This window comes from Pseudomonas sp. D8002, from assembly GCF_013385695.1.
Lineage (GTDB): Bacteria > Pseudomonadota > Gammaproteobacteria > Pseudomonadales > Pseudomonadaceae > Aquipseudomonas.
This window is the reverse complement of sequence record NZ_JACAPM010000049.1, coordinates 171686-192907: the sequence shown is the minus strand read 5'-3', so window position 1 is coordinate 192907 and position 21222 is coordinate 171686. Positions and strand designations below refer to the sequence as shown.

At 63.3% G+C, this 21222-nt stretch carries 19 protein-coding genes; 13 read left to right on the top strand and 6 right to left on the bottom strand.

Annotated elements, in window-relative coordinates:
* Window positions 1-61: 61 nt before the first annotated feature.
* The 4 genes from recO (at window position 62) to tadA (ending at window position 3636) form a co-directional block, all read left to right on the top strand.
* Window positions 62-751, top strand: a complete 690-nt coding sequence (recO, locus tag HX807_RS26905; protein WP_003210428.1) for a DNA repair protein RecO — start codon at window positions 62-64, stop codon at window positions 749-751.
* Between the two features lie 52 nt (window positions 752-803).
* Window positions 804-1547: a pyridoxine 5'-phosphate synthase gene (gene pdxJ, locus HX807_RS26900; protein ID WP_003210427.1), complete on the top strand. Its 744-nt coding sequence runs from the start codon at window positions 804-806 to the stop codon at window positions 1545-1547.
* A 218-nt stretch (window positions 1548-1765) separates the two neighbouring features.
* Window positions 1766-3145, top strand: coding sequence for a multicopper oxidase family protein (locus tag HX807_RS26895; RefSeq protein WP_087695164.1), 1380 nt, complete (start codon window positions 1766-1768; stop codon window positions 3143-3145).
* Window positions 3145-3636, top strand: coding sequence for a tRNA adenosine(34) deaminase TadA (gene tadA, locus HX807_RS26890; protein ID WP_003210422.1), 492 nt, complete (start codon window positions 3145-3147; stop codon window positions 3634-3636). The genes HX807_RS26895 and tadA overlap by 1 nt, the downstream gene beginning before the upstream one ends.
* A 138-nt stretch (window positions 3637-3774) precedes the next feature.
* Here the strand turns inward: tadA and cmoB are convergent, their stop codons facing one another.
* The 6 genes from cmoB to HX807_RS26860 form a co-directional block, all read right to left on the bottom strand.
* Window positions 3775-4731, bottom strand: coding sequence for a tRNA 5-methoxyuridine(34)/uridine 5-oxyacetic acid(34) synthase CmoB (gene cmoB, locus HX807_RS26885; protein WP_177008181.1), 957 nt, complete (start codon window positions 4729-4731; stop codon window positions 3775-3777).
* Window positions 4728-5471, bottom strand: a complete 744-nt coding sequence (gene cmoA / locus HX807_RS26880; protein WP_093201534.1) for a carboxy-S-adenosyl-L-methionine synthase CmoA — start codon at window positions 5469-5471, stop codon at window positions 4728-4730. Before cmoA ends, cmoB begins: the two co-directional genes overlap by 4 nt.
* A gap of 136 nt (window positions 5472-5607) precedes the next feature.
* Window positions 5608-6252, bottom strand: a complete 645-nt coding sequence (locus tag HX807_RS26875; protein WP_102605186.1) for a lysoplasmalogenase — start codon at window positions 6250-6252, stop codon at window positions 5608-5610.
* 1 nt (window position 6253) lies between these two features.
* Window positions 6254-6646 carry a protease inhibitor I42 family protein gene (locus HX807_RS26870; protein WP_003210413.1) on the bottom strand — a complete coding sequence of 131 codons (393 nt, stop codon included), beginning with the start codon at window positions 6644-6646 and terminating at the stop codon, window positions 6254-6256.
* Between the two features lie 199 nt (window positions 6647-6845).
* A complete protein-coding gene (lon, locus tag HX807_RS26865) occupies window positions 6846-9266 on the bottom strand; it encodes an endopeptidase La (RefSeq protein WP_177051610.1) in 2421 nt (806 codons plus the stop codon).
* A gap of 222 nt (window positions 9267-9488) precedes the next feature.
* Window positions 9489-10478: a GntR family transcriptional regulator gene (locus tag HX807_RS26860; RefSeq protein ID WP_003210410.1), complete on the bottom strand. Its 990-nt coding sequence runs from the start codon at window positions 10476-10478 to the stop codon at window positions 9489-9491.
* Between the two features lie 336 nt (window positions 10479-10814).
* On the opposite strand from HX807_RS26860, the gene HX807_RS26855 reads away from it, so the two are divergent.
* From HX807_RS26855 to HX807_RS26815, 9 genes are all read left to right on the top strand, one after another.
* On the top strand, window positions 10815-12158 hold the full coding sequence (locus tag HX807_RS26855; RefSeq protein WP_134325781.1) for an amidase: 1344 nt from the start codon (window positions 10815-10817) through the stop codon (window positions 12156-12158).
* Window positions 12159-12169: 11 nt separating this feature from the next.
* On the top strand, window positions 12170-13048 hold the full coding sequence (locus HX807_RS26850) for a polysaccharide deacetylase (protein ID WP_003210406.1): 879 nt from the start codon (window positions 12170-12172) through the stop codon (window positions 13046-13048).
* Window positions 13049-13090: 42 nt separating this feature from the next.
* Window positions 13091-14431: an MFS transporter gene (locus HX807_RS26845; RefSeq protein WP_003210404.1), complete on the top strand. Its 1341-nt coding sequence runs from the start codon at window positions 13091-13093 to the stop codon at window positions 14429-14431.
* Window positions 14432-14443: 12 nt separating this feature from the next.
* Window positions 14444-15205 carry an SDR family NAD(P)-dependent oxidoreductase gene (locus HX807_RS26840; protein WP_177051608.1) on the top strand — a complete coding sequence of 254 codons (762 nt, stop codon included), beginning with the start codon at window positions 14444-14446 and terminating at the stop codon, window positions 15203-15205.
* A 176-nt stretch (window positions 15206-15381) separates the two neighbouring features.
* On the top strand, window positions 15382-16131 hold the full coding sequence (locus HX807_RS26835) for an SDR family NAD(P)-dependent oxidoreductase (protein ID WP_102605933.1): 750 nt from the start codon (window positions 15382-15384) through the stop codon (window positions 16129-16131).
* Window positions 16132-16144: 13 nt separating this feature from the next.
* The gene (locus tag HX807_RS26830) at window positions 16145-16438 is read left to right on the top strand and encodes a hypothetical protein (protein WP_003210398.1); all 294 of its coding nucleotides are present in this window, start codon (window positions 16145-16147) and stop codon (window positions 16436-16438) included.
* 85 nt (window positions 16439-16523) lie between these two features.
* The gene (locus tag HX807_RS26825; RefSeq protein WP_102368163.1) at window positions 16524-17498 is read left to right on the top strand and encodes a GTP-binding protein; all 975 of its coding nucleotides are present in this window, start codon (window positions 16524-16526) and stop codon (window positions 17496-17498) included.
* A complete protein-coding gene (locus HX807_RS26820) occupies window positions 17495-18670 on the top strand; it encodes a PotD/PotF family extracellular solute-binding protein (RefSeq protein ID WP_177051606.1) in 1176 nt (391 codons plus the stop codon). The genes HX807_RS26825 and HX807_RS26820 overlap by 4 nt, the downstream gene beginning before the upstream one ends.
* A gap of 201 nt (window positions 18671-18871) precedes the next feature.
* Window positions 18872-21208, top strand: coding sequence for a bifunctional diguanylate cyclase/phosphodiesterase (locus tag HX807_RS26815; protein ID WP_177051604.1), 2337 nt, complete (start codon window positions 18872-18874; stop codon window positions 21206-21208).
* Window positions 21209-21222 lie beyond the last annotated feature (14 nt).

Genomic DNA, 21222 nt, shown 5'->3' with positions numbered 1-21222 from the left:
CAAGCCCGCTCCCACATTGATAGTCGTTGTTTTCCAGACGTGTTCCCGCAGCGAGAACCCCATGTCTCAAACCCCACCCACCGGCCAACCCGCCTACGTCTTGCACAGCCGCGCCTACCGCGAGACCAGCGCCCTGGTGGACTTCCTCACGCCCCAAGGCCGCCTGCGCGCGGTCTTGCGCAGTGCACGCGGCAAGGCCGGCACCCTGGCGCGGCCCTTCGTGGCCCTGGAAGTGGAGTTTCGTGGACGCGGCGAGCTGAAGAACGTCGGCCGCATGGAAGCTGCCGGCGCCTCCAACTGGCTCAACGGTGAGGCGCTGTTCAGCGGCCTCTACCTCAACGAATTGCTGATCCGCCTGCTCCCCGCCGAAGACCCGCACCCCGGCGTCTTCGATCATTATGCCGCCACCTTGCTCGCCCTCGCCGAAGGCCGTCCCCTGGAACCGCTGCTGCGCGCATTCGAATGGCGCCTGCTGGATGACTTGGGCTACGGCTTCGAACTGAGCAACGACCTGCACGGCGAGCCCATCGCCGCCGACGGCATGTATCGCCTGCAAGTGGACGCAGGCCTGGAGCGGGTCTACCTGCTGCAACCCGGCCTGTTCCAGGGCACCGAATTGCTCGCCATGAGCGAAGCCGACTGGACCGCCCCCGGCGCCCTGTCCGCCGCCAAGCGCCTGATGCGCCAAGCCCTGGCCGTGCATCTGGGCGGTCGGCCACTGGTCAGCCGCGAGTTGTTTCGAAAGCCCTGACATCCCCGTGTATGCTGTGCAGCGATTCCTTCCCTCTTCAGGAGCGCTTTTCGTGACCACCAGCAATCGCATTCTTCTCGGCGTGAACATCGACCACGTAGCCACCCTGCGCCAGGCCCGGGGCACCCGTTACCCGGACCCGGTCAAGGCCGCGCTGGACGCCGAAGAAGCGGGCGCCGACGGCATCACCGTGCACCTGCGCGAAGACCGGCGCCACATCCAGGAGCGCGACGTGCTGCTGCTCAAGGACGTGCTGCAAACCCGCATGAACTTCGAAATGGGCGTCACCGAGGAAATGATGGCGTTCGCCGAGCGCATTCGCCCGGCGCATATCTGCCTGGTGCCGGAAACCCGCCAGGAACTGACCACCGAAGGCGGCCTCGATGTGGCTGGCCAGGAAGCGCGGATCAAGGCTGCCGTGGAGCGCCTGTCGAAGATCGGAAGTGAAGTCTCGCTGTTCATTGATGCCGACGAGCGCCAGATCGAAGCTTCGCGCCGTGTCGGTGCCCCGGCCATCGAACTGCACACGGGCCGTTATGCCGACGCGACCACGCCGACCGAAGTTGCCGACGAATTACAGCGCATCATCGACGGCGTCAACTGCGGCCTGGGCGAAGGCCTGATCGTCAACGCCGGCCACGGCCTGCACTACCATAACGTCGAAGCCGTGGCTGCGATCAAGGGCATCAACGAGCTGAACATCGGCCACGCACTGGTGGCTCATGCGCTGTTCGTCGGCTTCAAAGGCGCCGTCGCCGAGATGAAAGCCTTGATTCTGGCCGCCGCCAAACATTAAAAGAGCGCTGAAGATCCAATGTGGGAGCGGGCTTGCTCGCGAAGGCGGTGGGTCTGTTACTCATGCATCGTCTGACACGCCGCTTTCGCGAGCAAGCCCGCTCCCACACAAGCCCGCTCCCACATGTGGCAATGCGAACCCTTACTGTTTAGGTGATGCCGGTGTATGGTATCTGCCCTTTGCGGGTCTCGGACCCGCGGCAGATACGTGAGGTTGTTGTGTCCCAATCGTTTTCCCGTCGACAAATCCTGGGTGGTCTTGCCGGTCTCGCGGTGGTGGGCGTCGGTGCCGGTGGCGCCTATCGCTACTGGCTCGGGAAGGTGGCCGAGGCCGAGGCGGGGCACGATTACGAGCTGATCGCCGCGCCGCTGGACGTGGAGCTGGTGCCGGGGCACAAGACCCAGGCCTGGGCCTTCGGCCCTTCGGCGCCGGGCACCGAGTTGCGGGTGCGCCAGGGTGAATGGCTGCGTGTGCGCTTTATCAACCACCTGCCGGTCGCCACCACCATCCACTGGCATGGCATACGCCTGCCGCTGGAAATGGACGGCGTGCCGTATGTCTCGCAATTGCCGGTACTGCCGGGCGAATACTTCGACTACAAATTCCGCGTGCCCGATGCCGGCAGCTATTGGTATCACCCCCACGTGAACAGCAGCGAAGAACTGGGCCGTGGCCTGGTGGGCCCGCTGATCATCGAGGAGCGCGAACCCACCGGTTTCAAGCACGAACGCACCCTGAGCCTGAAAAGCTGGCACGTGGACGAAGAGGGCGCTTTTGTCGCCTTCAGCATTCCCCGCGAAGCGGCCCGGGGCGGCACCGCCGGACGCCTGTCGACCATCAATGGCGTGTCCCAGGCGGTGATCGATTTGCCGGCCGGGCAGATCACCCGTGTGCGCCTGCTCAACCTCGATAACACCCTGACCTATCGCATCAACATCCCCGACGTTGAAGCGCAGATCTATGCCCTGGACGGCAACCCCATCGAACCGCGCCCGCTGGGCAAGGAATACTGGCTCGGCCCTGGCATGCGCATCTGCCTGGCGATCAAGGCGCCGCCCGCTGGTGAAGAATTGTCGATCCGCAACGGCCCGGTACGCCTGGGCACCTTCCGCTCGGTGGCCAGCACCGACACGGCGACCGAATGGCCGCCTGCGTTGCCGGCGAACCCGATTGCCGAGCCGGACCTGGCCAATGCCGAGAAACTCAACTTCAATTTCGAATGGGTTGGATCGGTCTCGGTGAACGTGGACAATAAGCCACCGAGCCTGTGGCAGATCAACGGCCAGGCCTGGGACATCACCGACAAGACCTGCGCCGACCGCCCGATTGCCAAGCTTGCAAAGGGCAAGAGCTACATTTTCGAATTGAAGAACATGACCCAGTACCAACACCCGATCCACCTGCACGGCATGAGTTTCAAGGTGATCGCCTCGAACCGCCACAAGGTGATTCCGTACTTCACCGACACCTACCTGCTGGGCAAGAACGAGCGTGCCCGCGTGGCGCTGGTGGCGGATAACCCGGGTGTCTGGATGTTCCACTGCCATGTGATCGACCACATGGAAACCGGCCTGATGGCCGCCATCGAGGTGGCGTGATGCGCCAGTTTCGCCCCACGGCGATTATCGACCGCAGCCGCGACCAGGACTTCATGCGTGAAGCGCTGGCCCTGGCTGCCCAGGGTGCCGCGCTGGGCGAAGTGCCGGTGGGCGCGGTGCTGGTGCAGGATGGCGAAGTAATCGGGCGCGGCTTCAACTGCCCCATCAGCGGCAACGACCCCAGTGCGCATGCCGAGATGGTCGCGATTCGGGCCGCTGCTCAGGCTGTCAGTAATTATCGACTGCCGGGCAGTACGCTCTACGTCACGCTGGAGCCGTGCAGCATGTGCGCCGGGCTGATCGTGCATTCACGGATTGCCCGGGTGGTGTACGGCGCGCTGGAGCCGAAAGCCGGGATTGTGCAAAGCCAAGGGCAGTTTTTTACCCAGGGCTTTCTCAACCATCGGGTGCTGTATGAGGGCGGGGTGTTGGCCGAGGAGTGCGGGACGGTGTTGAGCGAGTTCTTCAAGGCGCGAAGAGCCAAAGGCTGACGCGATACCCTGTGGCGAGGGAGCTTGCTCCCGCTGGAGTGCGCAGCGCTCCCCAGATTTTGGGGCCGCTACGCAGCCCAGCGGGAGCAAGCTCCCTCGCCACAACAGCAGTCTTATTTCTTCAACACAACAGCAGTCTTATTTCTTCGCGACAATCACCGCCCGCATCGGCGCCGGCAGCCCTTCGATGGTCTTGCTGTGATCTTCAGGGTCCAGGAAGTCGCTGAGGGACTGATACTTCATCCACGCCGTGCCGCGCTGTTCCTCGACCGTGGTCACGCTCACGTCCACACAGCGTACCTCACTGAAGCCCGCACGCCGCAGCCACAGCATCAGCGCCGGCACCGACGGCAGGAACCAAACGTTGCGCATCTGCGCGTAGCGGTCTTCCGGCACCAGCACTTGCTGCTGATCGCCTTCAACCACCAGCGTCTCCAGCACCAGCTCCCCACCCTTGACCAGGCAATCCTTCAGCGCCAGCAAATGCTCGATGGGCGAGCGGCGATGGTAGAACACACCCATGGAAAATACCGTGTCGAAGCCTTCCATGTTCGACGGCAGGTCTTCAAACGGGAACGGCAGGTGCCAGGCCTTGGGCGTCGGCAGATAACGCTGCACCGCCTGGAACTGGCAGAAGAACAACCAGTTCGGGTCGACGCCAATCACACTGTCGGCGCCGGCGCCGAGCATGCGCCACATGTAATAGCCGTTGCCGCAGCCCACATCGAGGATGCGTTTGCCCTTGAGGTCCAGGTGCGGCGCGACCCGCGACCATTTCCAGTCCGAGCGCCATTCGGTGTCCACGTGCACGCCGAACAGATCGAACGGGCCCTTGCGCCACGGGCAAAGGCCCATCAGCGCAGTACGCATTTGCGCACGGGTGTCGTCGTCGCAATCGGTATCCAGCACCAGGCCGTTCAGCAGGTCGATTTCACTGGGCATGATCTTCGGCAGCGCATCCAGCGCGCTCTGCCAGCGTTCCAGGTCGCCATGGCCTTTTTCCATCTTCGCATCGAGTTGCGCTTGCAGGCCCTGGGCCCAGACGGCCAGGGGAGTGCCGACCAGGTGGCGGGCGAGGGGAGACAGATCAATCATGGCAAGGCAATCAACGAGGCAAAGTTAAGACACTGGAACCACGGCACGACTTTCGAGAACCCGGCCGCCAGCAGGCGTTCGCGGTGTTCTTCGAGGCTGTCGGGCTTCATGACGTTTTCGATGGCGCTGCGCTTCTGGGCGATTTCCAGTTCGCTGTAGCCGTTGGCACGCTTGAAGGCGATGTGCAAATCGGTGAGCAGCGCATGTTCTTCCGGGTCATTGAAGCGCAGCTTTTCCGAAAGGATCAGCGCGCCGCCCGGTAGCAGCGATTGGCGAATGCGCGAGAGCAAGGCCAGGCGTTGTTCGGGGGCGATAAATTGCAGGGTGAAGTTCAGCGCCACTACCGAAGCCGGCTGGAATTGCAGGGCGAGGATATCGCCCTCGATCACCTCCACCGGCAGCAACTCCTGGAACATCGAGTCCTGGCCGTTGAGGTATTCGCGGCAACGCTCGACCATCGCCGCCGAGTTATCCACCGCGATCACCCGGCAACCGTCGGTGCGCACGTGACGGCGCAAGGCCTGGGTCACGGCGCCGAGGGACGAACCGAGGTCGTAGAGCACGCTATTGGGCTGGGCGAACTGCGCCGCGAGTACGCCAAGGTTCTCGACGATGGTCGGGTAGCCGGGCACCGAGCGCTTGATCATGTCCGGGAAAACCCGCACCACGTCTTCGTTGAAGGCGAAGTCCGGCACCTGGGGCAGGGGCTGGGCGAATAGGCGATCGGGTTCTTTGCTCACGGCTGTTCCGGCGACGAAGGGGGAAAGCCGGGCATTTTAGCGTAGGAGCTGGCTTGCCGGCGATGTTCGTTAACGATGACGCGGACTTTCTGGATGAACGCGGCAACTGTGGGTTTTTTCGCTGGCAAGCCAGCTCCTACAGGTTGACGGTTTTTTTCTGAGGAAAGGAAGAGGCCGTAATGCCCCACTGCCCCAGCCAGTAGCTGACAATCAGCAAATACGGCGCCGCTTCAAACGCCACCACAAACCGATTGATCCCGATCAGCGTGTCGGAAAACACGAACGACGCCGCACCTGCGGCCGCCAGGTATGCCGAGCGCTTGGGCACTTCGCTGCCCAAGCGCGCCAACGCTCGCCACAGCATCGCGCTGATCACCAGCGCATACACCACCACCGGCACCAGCAATGGGCCCAGGCCATGGGAAATCAGAATGCTCAGCAAGATCGCGCCCACCACCAGCGCCAGTACCAGCGGCAAAATCGCCGGGCGGCGGCAGTCGCTCAAGTAGGCTTTCAGGTACGCCAGGTGTGCGAACAAAAACGCACCGAGGCCGAAGATGAACAGGTCGCCGGGCCAGGCCAGCAGCACGTCGCCCACCAGGGAAAAAATCAGCCCCAGGCTGATCCAGCGTCGATAGTCGGTGGGCGGCGCATCATGCAGCCAGCCCAGCAGCGCCAGTACCGGCAATGGCTTTACCAACAGGCAGAGCAGGGTGGCGTGGGTGCTCAGGCCGTAGATAAAGGTTACCGCCCCCATCAACGCAAGGATCATCCATGGCATATCAGTTCACCGTAATGGCGCAGTCGAAGGTTTCGGCCGGTTCAGCTTCCGGCTCCCAGGGTTGTTGTGAGGTGAGGCGCAAACGGCCCTGGCCGGCGTTGAAGGCCTGGAAGCGCCAGGTGGATTGGCCGCCACTGCCGACCACGCCGGTGTCGTCGGTGTTGCTGTAGACCTCGGGGCTCAGGCTGCGCAGCACGCCGCCGGCCGAGTCCTGGATGGCCCAGCGGTAACCGGTGGTGGGATTGCTGGGCAGGGTCAGGATCAGGTTTTGCCCGGTCTTGAGTTGCAGCGGGCAGGCGCTCTGTTTTTCCACGGTGACGTTTTGCTTCGGCGCACTGGCGCAGGCGGCGAGCAGGCAAAGGCTCAGGGGGAGAAGCAGGCGGGCAGCGGTCATGGGGGCTCCGTTGTTTGACGACGAAGGGCGAGCATAACCGAAGATGAGACAAGGTGTGACAGATGGCGTTGTGTTGGCTGCACCGGCCTCTTCGCGAGCAAGCCCGCTCCCACATTCGACCGCATTCCAAAGCATGGACTCGGTCAAGTGTGGGAGCGGGCTTGCTCGCGAAGAGGCCAGCTCAGGCGCTACATAACTATCAGAACAACACCTTCGCCACATCCGCAAAGCGCTTGGCAAAGTGCACCGTCATCCCTTCCTTCAGGTACTCCGGCAGCTCTTCAAAGCTCCCCCGGTTAGGCTCCGGCAAGATCAACTCGTGAATCTTCTGGCGCCGCGCCGCAATCACCTTCTCGCGCACCCCGCCAATCGGCAGCACATGCCCGGTCAGCGTCAGTTCACCGGTCATGGCCACGCCTTTTTTCGGCGGCTGGTTACGCGCCAGCGACAGCAGCGCACTGGCCATGGTCACGCCCGCGCTCGGGCCGTCTTTCGGTGTGGCGCCTTCCGGCACGTGCAGGTGCACGAAGGCTTCATCGAAGAACTTCGGGTCACCGCCAAACGACTTCAGGTTTGAGCTGATGTAGCTGTAGGCAATCTCGGCCGACTCCTTCATCACTTCACCCAGTTGCCCGGTGAGCTTGAAGCCACGGTTCAGCGTGTGGATGCGCGTCGCCTCGATCGGCAGGGTCGCGCCGCCCATGCTGGTCCAGGCCAGGCCGGTGATCACACCGGTGCCCGACAGCACTTGCTCGTTACGGAACACCGGCATGCCCAGGGAGGCTTCCAGGTCCTTGTTGCCGATCTTGATCACCGAGTCCGGCTCATCCAGCAGCTTGACCACCGCCTTGCGCACCAGTTTGCCCAGCTGTTTCTCCAGCTGGCGCACCCCGGCTTCGCGAGCGTAACCATCGATCAGGGCGCGCAGGGCGCCGTCGCTGATGGACAGGCTGTTTTTCGACACGCCGGCTTTTTCCAGCTGCTTGGGCCACAGATGACGCTTGGCAATCGCGACCTTTTCTTCGGTGATGTAGCCCGACAGGCGAATCACTTCCATCCGGTCCAGCAACGGGCTGGGGATCGAATCCAGGGTGTTGGCGGTGCACACGAACAGCACTTTGGACAGGTCCAGGCGCAGGTCCAGGTAGTGGTCGAGGAATTCGACGTTCTGTTCCGGGTCGAGGGTTTCGAGCAGGGCCGAGGCCGGGTCGCCCTGGTAGCTCTGGCCCATCTTGTCGATCTCGTCGAGCATGATCACCGGGTTCATCACTTCCACATCTTTGAGGGCTTGCACGAGCTTGCCCGGCATCGCACCGATGTAGGTGCGGCGATGGCCCTTGATCTCGGCCTCGTCGCGCATGCCGCCGACGCTGAAGCGGTAGAACGGCCGGCCGAGGGATTCGGCAATTGATTTGCCGACACTGGTCTTGCCCACGCCCGGCGGGCCCACCAGCAACACGATGGAGCCGGCGACTTCGCCCTTATAGGCGCCCACGGCGAGGAACTCGAGGATGCGACTCTTGATGTCGTCCAGGCCGGCGTGGTGTTTGTCGAGCACCTTGCGGGCGTGCTTGAGGTCAAGTTTGTCCTCGCCATACACGCCCCACGGCACCGAGGTGGCCCAGTCCAGGTAGTTGCGGGTGACCGCGTACTCCGGCGAACCGGTTTCCAGGATCGACAGCTTGTTCATTTCTTCGCTGATGCGCTTCTGCGCCTGGGTCGGCAGGACCTTGTCCACCAGGCGTTGTTCGAATTGCTCGACGTCGGCGCTGCGATCGTCCTTGGTCAGCCCCAGCTCTTGCTGGATGACCTTGAGTTGTTCCTTGAGGAAGAACTCGCGCTGGTGTTCGCCGATCTTGCGGTTCACTTCGGCGGAGATTTCTTTTTGCAGGCGCGCGACTTCGACTTCCTTGCGCAGCATCGGCAGGACTTTTTCCATGCGCTTGAGCATGGGCACGCAGTCCAGCACTTGCTGCAGTTCAGTGCCGGTGGCCGAGGTGAGGGCGGCGGCGAAGTCGGTCAGCGGCGACGGGTCGTTGGGGCTGAAGCGGTTGAGGTAGTTCTTCAGTTCTTCGCTGTACAGCGGGTTGAGCGGCAGCAGTTCCTTGATCGCATTGATCAGCGCCATGCCGTAGGCCTTGACCTCGTCGGTCGGCTGGGTCGGCTGGTGCGGGTATTCGACTTCCACCAGGTACGGTGGGCGGTGGTGCTTGAGCCAGGTCTTGATCCGCACGCGGGTCAGACCCTGGGCGACGAATTGCAGCTTGCCGTTTTCGCGGCTGGCGTGGTGCACCTTCACCAGGGTGCCGTACAGCGGCAGGCTGGAGGTGTCGAAGTGGCGCGGATCTTCGGGCGGGGTTTCCATGAAGAACAGGGCAAGGGAGTGGTGGTCGGACTTGCTCACCAGCTCCAGGGTTTCGGCCCACGGCTCTTCATTGACGATCACCGGCAACACTTGCGCCGGGAAGAAAGGCCGGTTGTGGATCGGGATGATGTAGACCTTGTCGGGCAGGTTTTGCCCTGGGAGGGCCAAGCCAGTGTTGGCGGAAGTGTGTTCAGCGTTTTCCGGGTCGGCGTAGTCGTTGAGGTCGATGTCCGGGAATTCTTGCTGGTCGCTCATGGGGCACCTGCATAAGGAAGTATGCAAGTTAGATGGGGCGGGTCGGCAGTGGTTTCAATGGGTGGGGTGAGATAGCAACATATTGCACAATATTTTCAAAAGCACCGCTGAACAAATGTGGGAGCGGGCTTGCTCGCGAAGGCGGTCTGTCAGTCGATGCATCTGTGACTGATGCGCCGCCTTCGCGAGCAAGCCCGCTCCCACATTTTCGATTGCATTTCGTCAGCTGAGTTTGTGCAAGTAGGCCGGTAAAGGTTGTTCAGGCAGCACCGACAGCACCTTCAAACGCTGCAACATCCGCTGCCGGGCCCGTTGCAGGTGCTCGCGCAGGTTCAGTGCGGCGGCGTCGAAGGCGCCATGCAGCAACAGCTCAAGGATCAGCCGGTGCTCGGCCAGCATCGCCGGATCGGCACCAATGCCCAGCAGCCGGTAGAAAATCCGGCTGATGATCATCGGGCTCTGCCCCTGGCGAATCAGCGCGGCGATCTTGCGATTTTGCAGGCCGGCGAGGCAGTGCTGGTGCAGGTCTTCCTCGATCTGCTCGATCTCTTCCAGGCTGCAATGGGCGCTGTTTTGCGCATCGAGCACGCGCTGCAACATGGCGTGCAGCAGGTCGCGGTCGAGGTTCGGCGCGCTCTGGCGCAGGGCTTCGGGCTCCAGGCAGGCGCGCAGTTCGTAGTCTTCGGTGACTTCCCGGGCGGTCAGTGGCCCGGCCAGCCATTGGGAATAGGGTTCCTTTTCCACCAGGCCACGGTCCCGCAGGCGCATCAGCGCTTCACGCACCACCGCGCGGCTGACGTTGTAGTGCTCGGCGGCGGCCTGTTCATCGAGGCGATAATGCCCGAAGGCGATACAGGTCGAGAGCGCTGCGCCGATTTCCTCGACGATGCGCTCCCCCAGTGGCCGGGTGTCCACCAATTCATCTTCACCGTTGAGGCCCAGGTGCGCATGGCTCAGGGGCAGGCGCAGCGGCTCCATGTCCAGGCCGTCGGGGTTGATCAGGTAACCCCGGCCATCAAAGCGGCAGATCAGTCCTTCGTCATGCAACAGGTTCAGCGCCTTGCGCACCGGCACCCGGCTGGTGCCGAACAATTCGGCCAGCGGCGCTTCCAGCAACACCAGGCCATGGCGGGCGGTGCCGTGGGTGATGGCGTCGCGCAGAACCTGGTGAATCATCGCGTAACGGGAAGCCGAGGCTGACACTGCTTTCATCGGGCTCTCTGGAGCAAACGGGTCGGTGGCCGGGGATTCTCTCATAGTTGCGCCTGTCACTCTGCGCCACGTCGGTGGCACTTTTTTGGGGCCTTCAGAGGGCTGATGTTACTTTTCTGCACCAAAATGTATTTATTAATAAAAGATACATTATTTCATTCCAGGCGAGCCTTAAACTCCAGCCGATATTTCTTTTAATGCCTGAAACCCATCTAGCCCGTGGATCTGCTCCAAAGTGCCAGGTGTGGCAACCGAGCTGTCCACAAGACTGGCACGAAAGCTGCCTTTGTAAAATGTACATTTTATTAATATGTACATTTTTCAAAGGTCATTCCTATGTCAGACGCCACTTCAATGGCCGAGGATTTCGCCAGCGGTCGCAGCGACCCGGTGCAGGTCCTGGAACAGGCACTTGCCCACGCGAGCATGGCCCCCGGCGTGTTCATCTCCCTGACCGCCGAGCGCGCCCGCCGTGAGGCCGAAGCGTCGGCTGCCCGTTGGCGTGCCGGCCAGCCGTTGAGCGTGTTCGACGGGGTGCCACTGGCCTGGAAAGATCTGTTCGATGTGGCCGGCAGCATTACCACGGCGGGCGCGGCCTATCGCCGCAATGCGCCGGCTGTCTTGCTGGACGCACCAAGTGTGGGCCTGTTGTGCCGCGCCGGAATGGTCAGCGTCGGCAAGACCAACCTCAGCGAGCTGGCCTATTCCGGCCTGGGCCTGAACCCGCATTTCGGCACGCCGCACAACCCGGCCAGCGTCGATCAACCGCGGATTCCCGGCGGCTCGTCGTCGGGCTCGGCGGTCGCCGTGGCAGCCGGCATCGTGCCGATCGCCATGGGTACCGACACCGCCGGCTCCATCCGTATTCCGGCTGCGCTGAATGGCGTGGTCGGTTATCGCAGCAGTTGCCGGCGCTACAGCCGCGACGGCGTTTTCCCGCTGGCTCACACCCTCGACAGCCTCGGCCCGCTGACCCGCAGCGTGCGCGATGCACTGGCCATCGACGACCTGCTCAATGGTCGCGAGCAGCGCCCGCCACGCCCGCCCCGCAGCCTCAATGGCCAGCGGTTCTGGGTCGAGCAAAGTGTGCTGGAAGACGCACGGGTTGAACCTGCGGTGCGCGACAACCTGCAACGTTGTGTGGACCGATTGAAGGCAGATGGCGCGCTGATTGACGTGCGCCCCTCGAAGACCTTCCAGGCCACCCTCGACCTGATCCTGCACCAGGGCTGGCTCGGCGCCTTCGAAGCCTTCGCCCTCCACGAAGCCCTGCTCGACAGCCCTGATGCCGAGCAACTCGACCCCCGCGTTCGCCGTCGCCTTGAAGCGGCCCGCACACTGCCGGCCAGCCAACTGCTGGCGCTGTACGACGCCCGTCGCCGCCTGCAACAGCAGCTTGTCGACGAACTCGACGGCGCGATCCTCATCACCCCCACCGTGGCCCATGTGGCCCCGGCCCTGGCGCCGTTGGAAGCCGACTTTGAGCTGTTCGTCAGCACCAATCTCGCCACCCTGCGCCTGACCATGCCCGGCAGCCTGCTGGACATGCCCGGCGTCAGCCTGCCCAGCGGCCGCGATGCCCTGGGCCTGCCCACCGGCCTGCTGCTCAGCGCCCCCAGCGGCGAAGACGCGCGCCTGCTTCGGGCCGCGCTGTCAGTAGAAACCGCACTCACTTTTTAAGGAGACACATCATGGCTAAAGACATCCTCTGTGCATTTGGCGTCGACGTCGACGCGGTCGCCGGCTGGCTCGGTTCCTATGGCGGCGAAGATTCCCCGGACGACATTTCCCGCGGCCTGTTCGCCGGTGAAATCGGTGCGCCACGCCTGCTCAAATTGTTCGAGCGCTACGGCCTGCGCACCACCTGGTTTATTCCCGGCCACTCGATGGAAACCTTCCCCGAGCAGATGAAGGCGGTGGCCGACGCCGGTCACGAAATCGGTGTGCACGGCTACAGCCACGAAAACCCGATTGCGATGACGGCCGAGCAGGAAGAAATCGTCCTCGACAAGTCCATCGAGCTGATCACCCAGGTCACCGGCAAACGCCCCACCGGCTACGTCGCGCCGTGGTGGGAATTCAGCAAGGTCACCAACGAACTGCTGCTGAAAAAAGGCATCAAGTACGACCACAGCCTGATGCACAACGACTTCCACCCGTACTACGTGCGCAAGGGCGACACCTGGACCAAGATCGACTACAGCCAGCACCCCGACACCTGGATGAAACCCCTGGTGCGCGGCGAAGAAACCGACCTGGTGGAGATCCCGGCCAACTGGTACCTAGACGACCTGCCGCCGATGATGTTCATCAAGAAAGCCCCCAACAGCCATGGCTTCGTCAACCCGCGTCACCTCGAAGAAATGTGGCGCGACCAGTTCGACTGGGTCTACCGCGAGCACGAACACGCGGTGTTCACCATGACCATCCACCCCGACGTGTCCGGCCGCCCGCAAGTTCTGCTGATGCTTGAGCGGCTGATCGAACACATCCAGAGCCATGCCGGCGTGCGCTTCGTCACTTTCGACGAAATCGCCGATGACTTTATCCGCCGCCAACCGCGTACCTGACACCCGTACCTAAACCCTGGCCAACCTCCCGAGGCGCGATTCATGTCTATCTACAACAAGCTTGATCTGACTGGCTGGAAACCCCGGCAACTGACGCCCAAGGAAGTGCGTTTCGCCACCTGGATCGCGTTTTTCGCCTGGGTGTTTGCGGTGTATGACTTCATCCTTTTCGGCACCTTGCTGCCGGAAATCGGGCGGCACTTTAACTGGGGTGAAGTGGAGCAGGCGGAGATTGCGACATGGGTGGCGGTAGGCACCGCCGTGGTCGCGCTGGCCATCGGTCCGATCGTGGACAAACTGGGTCGGCGCAAAGGGATTATTTTCACCGTGGCCGGTTCGGCGATCTGCTCGGCGCTCACCGCCATTGGTGGTGCGTGGGGCAAGTCTTCGCTGATCCTGATCCGTTCGCTGGGCGGCCTGGGGTATGCCGAGGAAACCGTCAACGCGACTTACTTGAGCGAACTGTACGCGGCTTCCGATGATCCAAAACTGGCCAAGCGTCGCGGCTTTATCTACAGCCTGGTGCAGGGCGGCTGGCCGGTGGGCGCGTTGATCGCGGCGGGTTTGACCGCGCTGTTGCTGCCGGTGATTGGCTGGCAGGGGTGCTTCGTGTTTGCGGCGATCCCGGCGATTGTCATCGCGGTCATGGCGCGCAAGCTCAAGGAAAGCCCGCAGTTCCAGATTCACCAGCGCATCAGCGAGCTGCGTAAAAGCGGCGCGGTGAAAGAAGCGCAAAACGTCGCTGTGACCTACGGCGTGGACTATGACGAACACAGCAAGGCCGGCCTCAAGGCCGCATTCCGTGGCCCGGCCCGCCGTGCAACCCTGGTGATCGGTGCGGCGCTGCTGCTCAACTGGGCGGCGATCCAGGTGTTCAGCGTGCTGGGTACGTCGGTGATCGTCAGCGTGCACCACATCTCGTTCGAGAACTCGCTGATCATCCTCGTGCTGTCGAACCTGGTGGGTTACTGCGGCTACCTCAGCCACGGCTGGATGGGCGACAAGATCGGCCGGCGCAATGTCATCGGCCTGGGCTGGATGCTCGGCGGGCTGTCGTTTGCCGGGATGCTGTTTGGCCCGAGCAACATGGCGATGGTGGTGGGGCTGTACAGCCTGGGCCTGTTCTTCCTGATCGGGCCGTACTCGGCGGCGCTGTTTTTCATCAGTGAAAGTTTCCCCACCAGCATCCGTGCCACCGGCGGCGCGATCATCCATGCCATGGGGCCGATTGGTGCGGTGGTTGCCGGGTTCGGCGCGACCCAGGTGTTGTCGGCCGGGAGTGACTGGCAGACCGCTGCGCTGTGGTTTGGCGCAGTGCCGTGCTTCCTCTCCGGTGCGTTGATGTTTGCCGCGCGCCACGTGCGTCCGGAAACCGTCCAGTAAGGAGTTGATTCGATGAGTCGTAAAGTTGCATTGATTACCGGTGCCGCCAGCGGCATCGGCCAGGCTCTCGCGGTGGCGTATGCCCGCAGCGGCGTGGCGGTGGTGGGTGGGTATTACCCGGCCGATCCCCATGACCCGCATCACACGGTTGCGCTGGTGGAAGAGGCCGGCGGTGAATGCCTGATGTTGCCGCTTGACGTGGGCGATACAACCTCGGTGGATAACCTGGCGGCGCAGGCGGTCCAGCACTTCGGTCGCCTCGATTACGCGGTGGCCAACGCAGGATTGTTGCGCCGTGCGCCACTGCTGGAGATGACAGACGCGCTGTGGAACGAGATGCTCAACGTCGACCTGACCGGGGTGATGCGCACCTTCCGGGCGGCAACCCGGCACATGCATGAAGGCGGTGCGCTGGTGGCGATTTCGTCGATTGCCGGTGGCGTGTATGGCTGGCAGGAGCACGCGCACTACGCGGCGGCCAAGGCCGGCGTGCCAGGGTTGTGTCGGTCGCTGGCGGTGGAATTGGCGCCGTTGGGGATTCGTTGCAACGCGGTGATTCCGGGGTTGATCGAGACGCCCCAGTCGCTGGACGCGAAGAACTCCCTCGGGCCGGAAGGGCTGGCGAAAGCGGCGCGGGCGATTCCGCTGGGCCGGGTCGGGCGGGCGGATGAAGTGGCGTCCCTGGTGCGGTTTTTGACCAGTGAGGAGTCGAGCTACCTGACCGGGCAGAGCATTGTGATTGATGGTGGCTTGACCGTGCGCTGGCCGGACTAACCCCCAGTTTTAAGCCGGACTCGCTCCAAATGTGGGAGCGGGCTTGCTCGCGAAAGCGGAGTGCCAGCCAATACATGCGGAACTGATCCACCGCATTCGCGAGCAAGTCGAATCGTCGCACCGCCGCTCCCACATTTTTGACCGCGTTCGCCGTTTGATTATTTCAGGAGTTCACCATGCCCCAACTCGCTAACCGCCGTGCTGTGATCACCGGCGCCGGCAGCGGCATCGGCGCCGCCATCGCCCGTGCCTACGCCGTCGAAGGCGCGCACCTGTTGCTGGCCGACCGCGATGCCGCCACCCTCGCCGAAACCGCCATCACCTGCCGCAACCTCGGCGCCGAAGTCCTCGAATGCGTGGCCGATGTCGGCACCGTCGACGGCGCCCAGGCCAGCGTCGATGCCTGCGTCACCCACTACGGCGGCATCGACATCCTGGTCAACAACGCCGGCATGCTGACCCAGGCCCGTTGCGTCGACCTGACCCTGGACATGTGGAACGACATGCTGCGCGTCGACCTCACCAGCGTGTTCGTCGCCAGCCAGCGCGCCTTGCCTCACATGATCGCCCAGCGCTGGGGCCGGATCATCAACGTCGCCTCGCAACTGGGGATCAAGGGCGGCGCCGAGTTGACGCACTATGCGGCGGCCAAGGCCGGCGTGATCGGCTTCACTAAATCCCTGGCCCTGGAAGTGGCCAAGGACAACGTACTGGTCAACGCCATCGCACCCGGGCCCATCGAAACGCCATTGGTAGGCGGCATCAGCGACACCTGGAAACGCGCCAAGGCCGCCGAGTTGCCCCTGGGTCGTTTCGGCCTGGCGGACGAAGTCGCGCCGACTGCCGTGCTGCTGGCCAGCGAGCCGGGCGGCAATCTGTTCGTCGGCCAGACCCTTGGCCCGAACTCCGGCGACGTCATGCCATGAGCGGGTACTAAGCATGTGCGGACTTTGCGGCCTGCTGGGCGAAGACCTGCACTGGAGCGACCCTTTGGGCGATGAATTGCCGCGCCGACGCGAACGTCTGCGCCGAATCGCGGCGATCAACCAGGTGCTGGCGGTGTTCCGGCTCAAGGTCGAAGACTTCCAGGGCGCGTCCTATCTGCTGCTGGGCGCCACCGGCAAACAGGAACTGGCCAGCGGCCTGGATCAACTGTGGCAGGCGGCAGAGACCATGCTCGGTCGACCGCTGGACCCGTTGGACCCGCGCCTGCTCGATCATCTGGAACTGTAGGAGCCCGGCTTGTCGGCGATGGCGTCCTTGATATCGCCATCGCCGGCAAGCCGGACTCCTGCAGGGGCATCATTGAGGTAGAACTATGAGCATCGCGCTAAACGTCATCACCGGCTTCCTCGGCAGCGGCAAGACCACCTTGCTCAAGCGCCTGCTGCAAGGTGAAAGCCTGGGCGACACGGCGTTGCTGATCAATGAGTTCGGCGACGTCGGCATCGACCACCTGCTGGTGGAGGAAGTCGCGCCGGACACGGTGCTGCTGCCCAGCGGCTGCGTGTGCTGTTCGATTCGCGGCGAGTTGAAAGACGCCTTGCTCGGCCTGTTGCAGCGTCGTGAGCGGGGTGAGATTCCGGCTTTCAAGCGGGTGATCCTGGAAACCACCGGCCTGGCCGACCCGGCGCCAATCCTCGCGACCTTGAACAACGACGTGCAACTGCGCGGGCGCTTTCATATCGGCCTGGTGGTGACGCTGGTGGACGCCAGCCACGCCGCTTTGCAAGAGCGCCTGCACCCGGAATGGCTGGCGCAAGTGGCCGCTGCCGATCGCCTGCTGTTGAGCAAGACCGACCTCGTCGAAGACTGTGGCCCGTTGCGCTTGCACTTGCAGGCACTGAACGCCGGTACGCCGATCCTCAATACCTGCGATATCGACAGCGGTGAACAACTGCTGCTTGGCGAAGGCCTGCGCAGTGCCGAGCCCGTTGCAGAAGTCCGCCGCTGGAAACTCCATCAAACCACCGCCGCCAACCACGGCGCTGCGCAAGTCTGTTGCCTGACCTTCGATCAGCCGCTGGATTGGGTCGGTTTCGGGGTCTGGTTATCGATGCTGTTAAGATGCCACGGCGAACGTATTCTTCGCGTCAAAGGACTGCTCAACGTGAACGCCAGTAACGCTCCCATCGTCATTCATGGCGTGCAGCATTGCCTGCATGCCCCGGTTCACCTGCCTGCCTGGCCGGGGACCGATCGGCAATCGCGCCTGGTGTTTATCCTGCGCGGGCTCGACCCGGCTCTGCTGCGGCGCTCCTTTGAAGTGTTCTCCAGAAGGTTCGCCGCATGATCACGCTTCGCGTCCTCGGCACCTCGGTGACCTTGCTCGAAACCTTGCGTGTGCGAGCGGAAAAAGAGCTGGGCATTCGCCTGGTGTACCAGGTGCATGATGTCGAGCAGGCCCAGCGCATTGCGGTGATGCAGCCTGACAGCTACGACCTCTACGACCAGTGGTTTCACAACGTCGACTTCGTGTGGCCGGCGCGGGCGATCCAGCCGATCGACACCCGGCGCATCGCGCTGTGGCACGAGATCAACGACCTGCCCAAGCGCGGACGCTTGTCCGCCAACGACCGTCTGGGCAGCGGCAGTGTGCCCAGCGAGCGCCTCTTCGTGCAGCACGACGGCAGCCTCGGCAGCACCGTCACCGAACGCATCAGCATGCTGCCCCTGACCCACAACGCCGACAGTTTCGCCTACCGCCCCGAGCGCTTGCCCGAAGGGTTCAACCGCGGCAACGAGAGTTGGGGCTGGTTGCTGGACCCGGCCTGGGGCGCACGCACTGCGTTGCAGAGCGACGCCGCCATCGGCGCCCTGGACGCGGCGCTGGCCGTGCAAGGCGCGGGCCTCGCGAGCTTCAAGGACATCGGCAACATGAGCATCGAAGAGATCGATGTACTGGCCGATATCCTGGTGCGTAAACAGAAGGAAGGCCACTTCGCGGCGTTCTGGTCCGATGACGAGGAAGCCGCGCAACTGATGCTCAGCCCGAGCATCGATATCCAGAGCCTGTGGTCACCGACCCTGATGCGCCTGCATCGGGCCGGGGTCAAATACCGCCTGGCGGTGCCCCGTGAAGGCTATCGCGCCTGGTTCGGCGGGTTGTCGCTGTCGCGCCATGCCAAGGGCTCGGTGCTGGATGCGGCCTATGCCTACCTCAACTGGTGGCTGTCCGGCTGGCCGGGTGCGGTGATGGCGCGCCAGGGTTATTACATCGGCAACCCGGCTCGCAGCCGAGATCACCTGAGCAGCGCCGAATGGGACTACTGGTACGCCGGGCTGCCCGCTCGGGAAGAGCTGTTGGGCAGCGATGGCTTGCCGCTGATCGATGTGGGTGACGTGCGCGACGGCGGTTCCTATGAACAGCGCATGGGGCATATCGCGGTGTGGAACTCGGTGATGGATGAGCACAACTATCTCGTGCGGCGTTGGGGGGACTTCATGCGGGCGCGAACGTCGTAACGGCACCCTGTCGCCAAATTAATGACATATAAACTCCCGTATTTATTGGGTGCACTTCTTCTCTTGCGCAGCTAATCTGGATAATTCAAATATCCCTGTAAAAAGGATATTTATTTGACGCCGGTTCAGCTATCGCGAGGGACGCGTATGACGAAGGGACGTTTCGGCTGGAGGGGGCAGGCGCTGCCAGAGGGCAACAGAATGAGGTGGCGCCATACGTTTCAAACCCGGATTGCCGGGGTGCTGGCGCTCCTGTTGCTGGTGGTCGTGGCGGCGGTGTATTTCGCGGTGAAGACCGCCACCAATCGCGCCGTGGAAAACCAGGCCCAGGTGCAGTTGGAAACCGGCAGCCAGGTGTTCGAACGCCTGCTCGACCTGCGTGGCCGGCGCCTGCAATACGGCTTGAACTGGCTGACGGCGGACCTGCCGTTTCGCCAGGCTGTCGCCGATGGCGAACCCGACGCGATTCTCGCGACCCTGCGCCGACATGGCACCGGCCTGAGTTCCAGCGAGGTATTTGTGCTGGGGCTCGACGGCCGCGTGATGGTCAGCACGTTACCGGCGCTGACGTCCGGCCAGGCCTTTCCCTATAACGATGCCTTGCGCCAGGCCCGGCGCAGCGGCCTGCAAATGTTGATCGTGGCCCTGGATGGCCGGCCTTTCCTGCTGGTGCAACAGGAAGTCGTCGACCCCGCACCGATCGCCCGTGTCGCCATGGGCTTTCCGATGGACGAAATCTTTGCCAGTGAATTGCGCTCCATGAGCAACCTGGAAGTGTCGTTCATCAGCGCGCAGCATGGTCAGCCCGGCGAATTGTTCAGTACTCAGCCCGAGGCGCTACAGGCCTCGATTGCCAGCGACCTGCAGGGCGCGTACATCACTCCGGTGGCGCAATTGAACCTGTTCCACGGCCAGCGCTATCTCAGCCAGGTGCTGCCGTTGGGCAACACGGCAGACGGTGGCGAGGTCCGGGTGCTGCTGCAAAGCCCGCTGGACCACGCCCTTGAATCCTTCGCGCCGCTGGACCGGCAATTTCTCGCGATCGCCCTGGTGGTGCTGCTGGTGTCGCTCGCGGGTGCGTTGTTTCTGGCGCGGCGGGTTTCACGCCCACTCAATGCGTTGGTGCAGGCGGCCGAACGCATCGAGGCCGGTGACTACCGCACACCGGTACAGGTGCGCAGCCACGATGAATTCGGCCTGCTGGCCCAGGCCTTCAACGCCATGCAAACGGGGATCGCGGTACGCGAGCGACAACTGGCCCACAACGCCTTGCACGACCCGCTCACCGGCCTGCCTAACCGCGCGCTGGCCATGGAACGCCTGGGCAGCGCCATCAGCGCCGGCCGGCCGGTGGTGTTGCTGTACCTGGGGATTGAAAACTACCGGGTGATCAACGAAGGCTACGGCCCGGAAGGCGTGGAAGAAATGCTCCGCGAAGCCAGCCGCTGCCTGCTGTCGAGCCTGTCGGCCAGCGACACCGCCGCGCGCATCACCGGCAGCGAGTTTTTGCTGCTGCTGGAAAACACCGCGATCGACCGCGCGGTGGCCCTGGCTGACCGCTTGTATGGGCTGCTCACCGAACCCCAGCGCATTGGTGGCGATGAATTGCGCCACGAAGTGAGCATCGGCATCGCCGCCTACCCGGCCGACGGCCAGCAGGTTGAAGAGCTGATCAGCCGCGCCGCGATTGCCCGCCACGATGCGGCAGCGTTCCCGGGTTACTTACAGATCTACCAGCAGGACCGCGACCTCGCCCATCAACGCCAAATCAGCCTGATTCGTGACCTGCGCCGGGCGCCGACGGAGGGCGAGTTGTACCTGTGTTACCAGCCCAAGCTCGACCTGCACCATGGCCATGTGCGCCAGGCCGAAGCGCTGTTGCGCTGGCAGCACCCGACCCTGGGCCTGGTGTCGCCGGCCGAGTTCATTCCCCTGGCCGAGCGCACCGGCAGCATGGGCAGCCTGACCCAGTGGGTGATCGAAGAAGCCATTCGCCAACTGGCCGAGTGGGCGGTGCGCGGGTTGGAGGTGCAGTTGTCGGTGAACATCTCGGTGGATGACCTGGCCGATGACGGCCTGGCCCCGCGGGTGACCGAGTTGCTGGCGCACTACCGGGTATCGGCCCGGCAACTGATTTTCGAAATCACCGAAAGCGCGATCATGCACAACCCGGCCCAGGCCCTCAGCGTGCTGGAGCAACTGCGCGCTTGTGGCATCAGCCTGTCGGTGGATGACTTCGGCACCGGCTATTCATCCCTGGCGCAACTGCAACGCCTGCCGGTGCAGGAATTGAAGATCGACCAGTCGTTTGTGCGCAACCTCGACAGCACTTCCGGCGACGGCGTGATCGTGCGCTCGACCATCGAAATGAGCCACAACCTGGGGCTCAAGGTGGTGGCCGAAGGGGTGGAGTTCGAGCCCAGCCTCAAGCTGCTCAAGCTCTGGAAGTGCGACACGGCCCAGGGCTATCTGATCAGCCGGCCGTTGAATGCCATGGCGTTTGAGATGTGGATGCGCCGCGAGCGCGTGCCGGTCTAGGGCGTCGGTGGCTG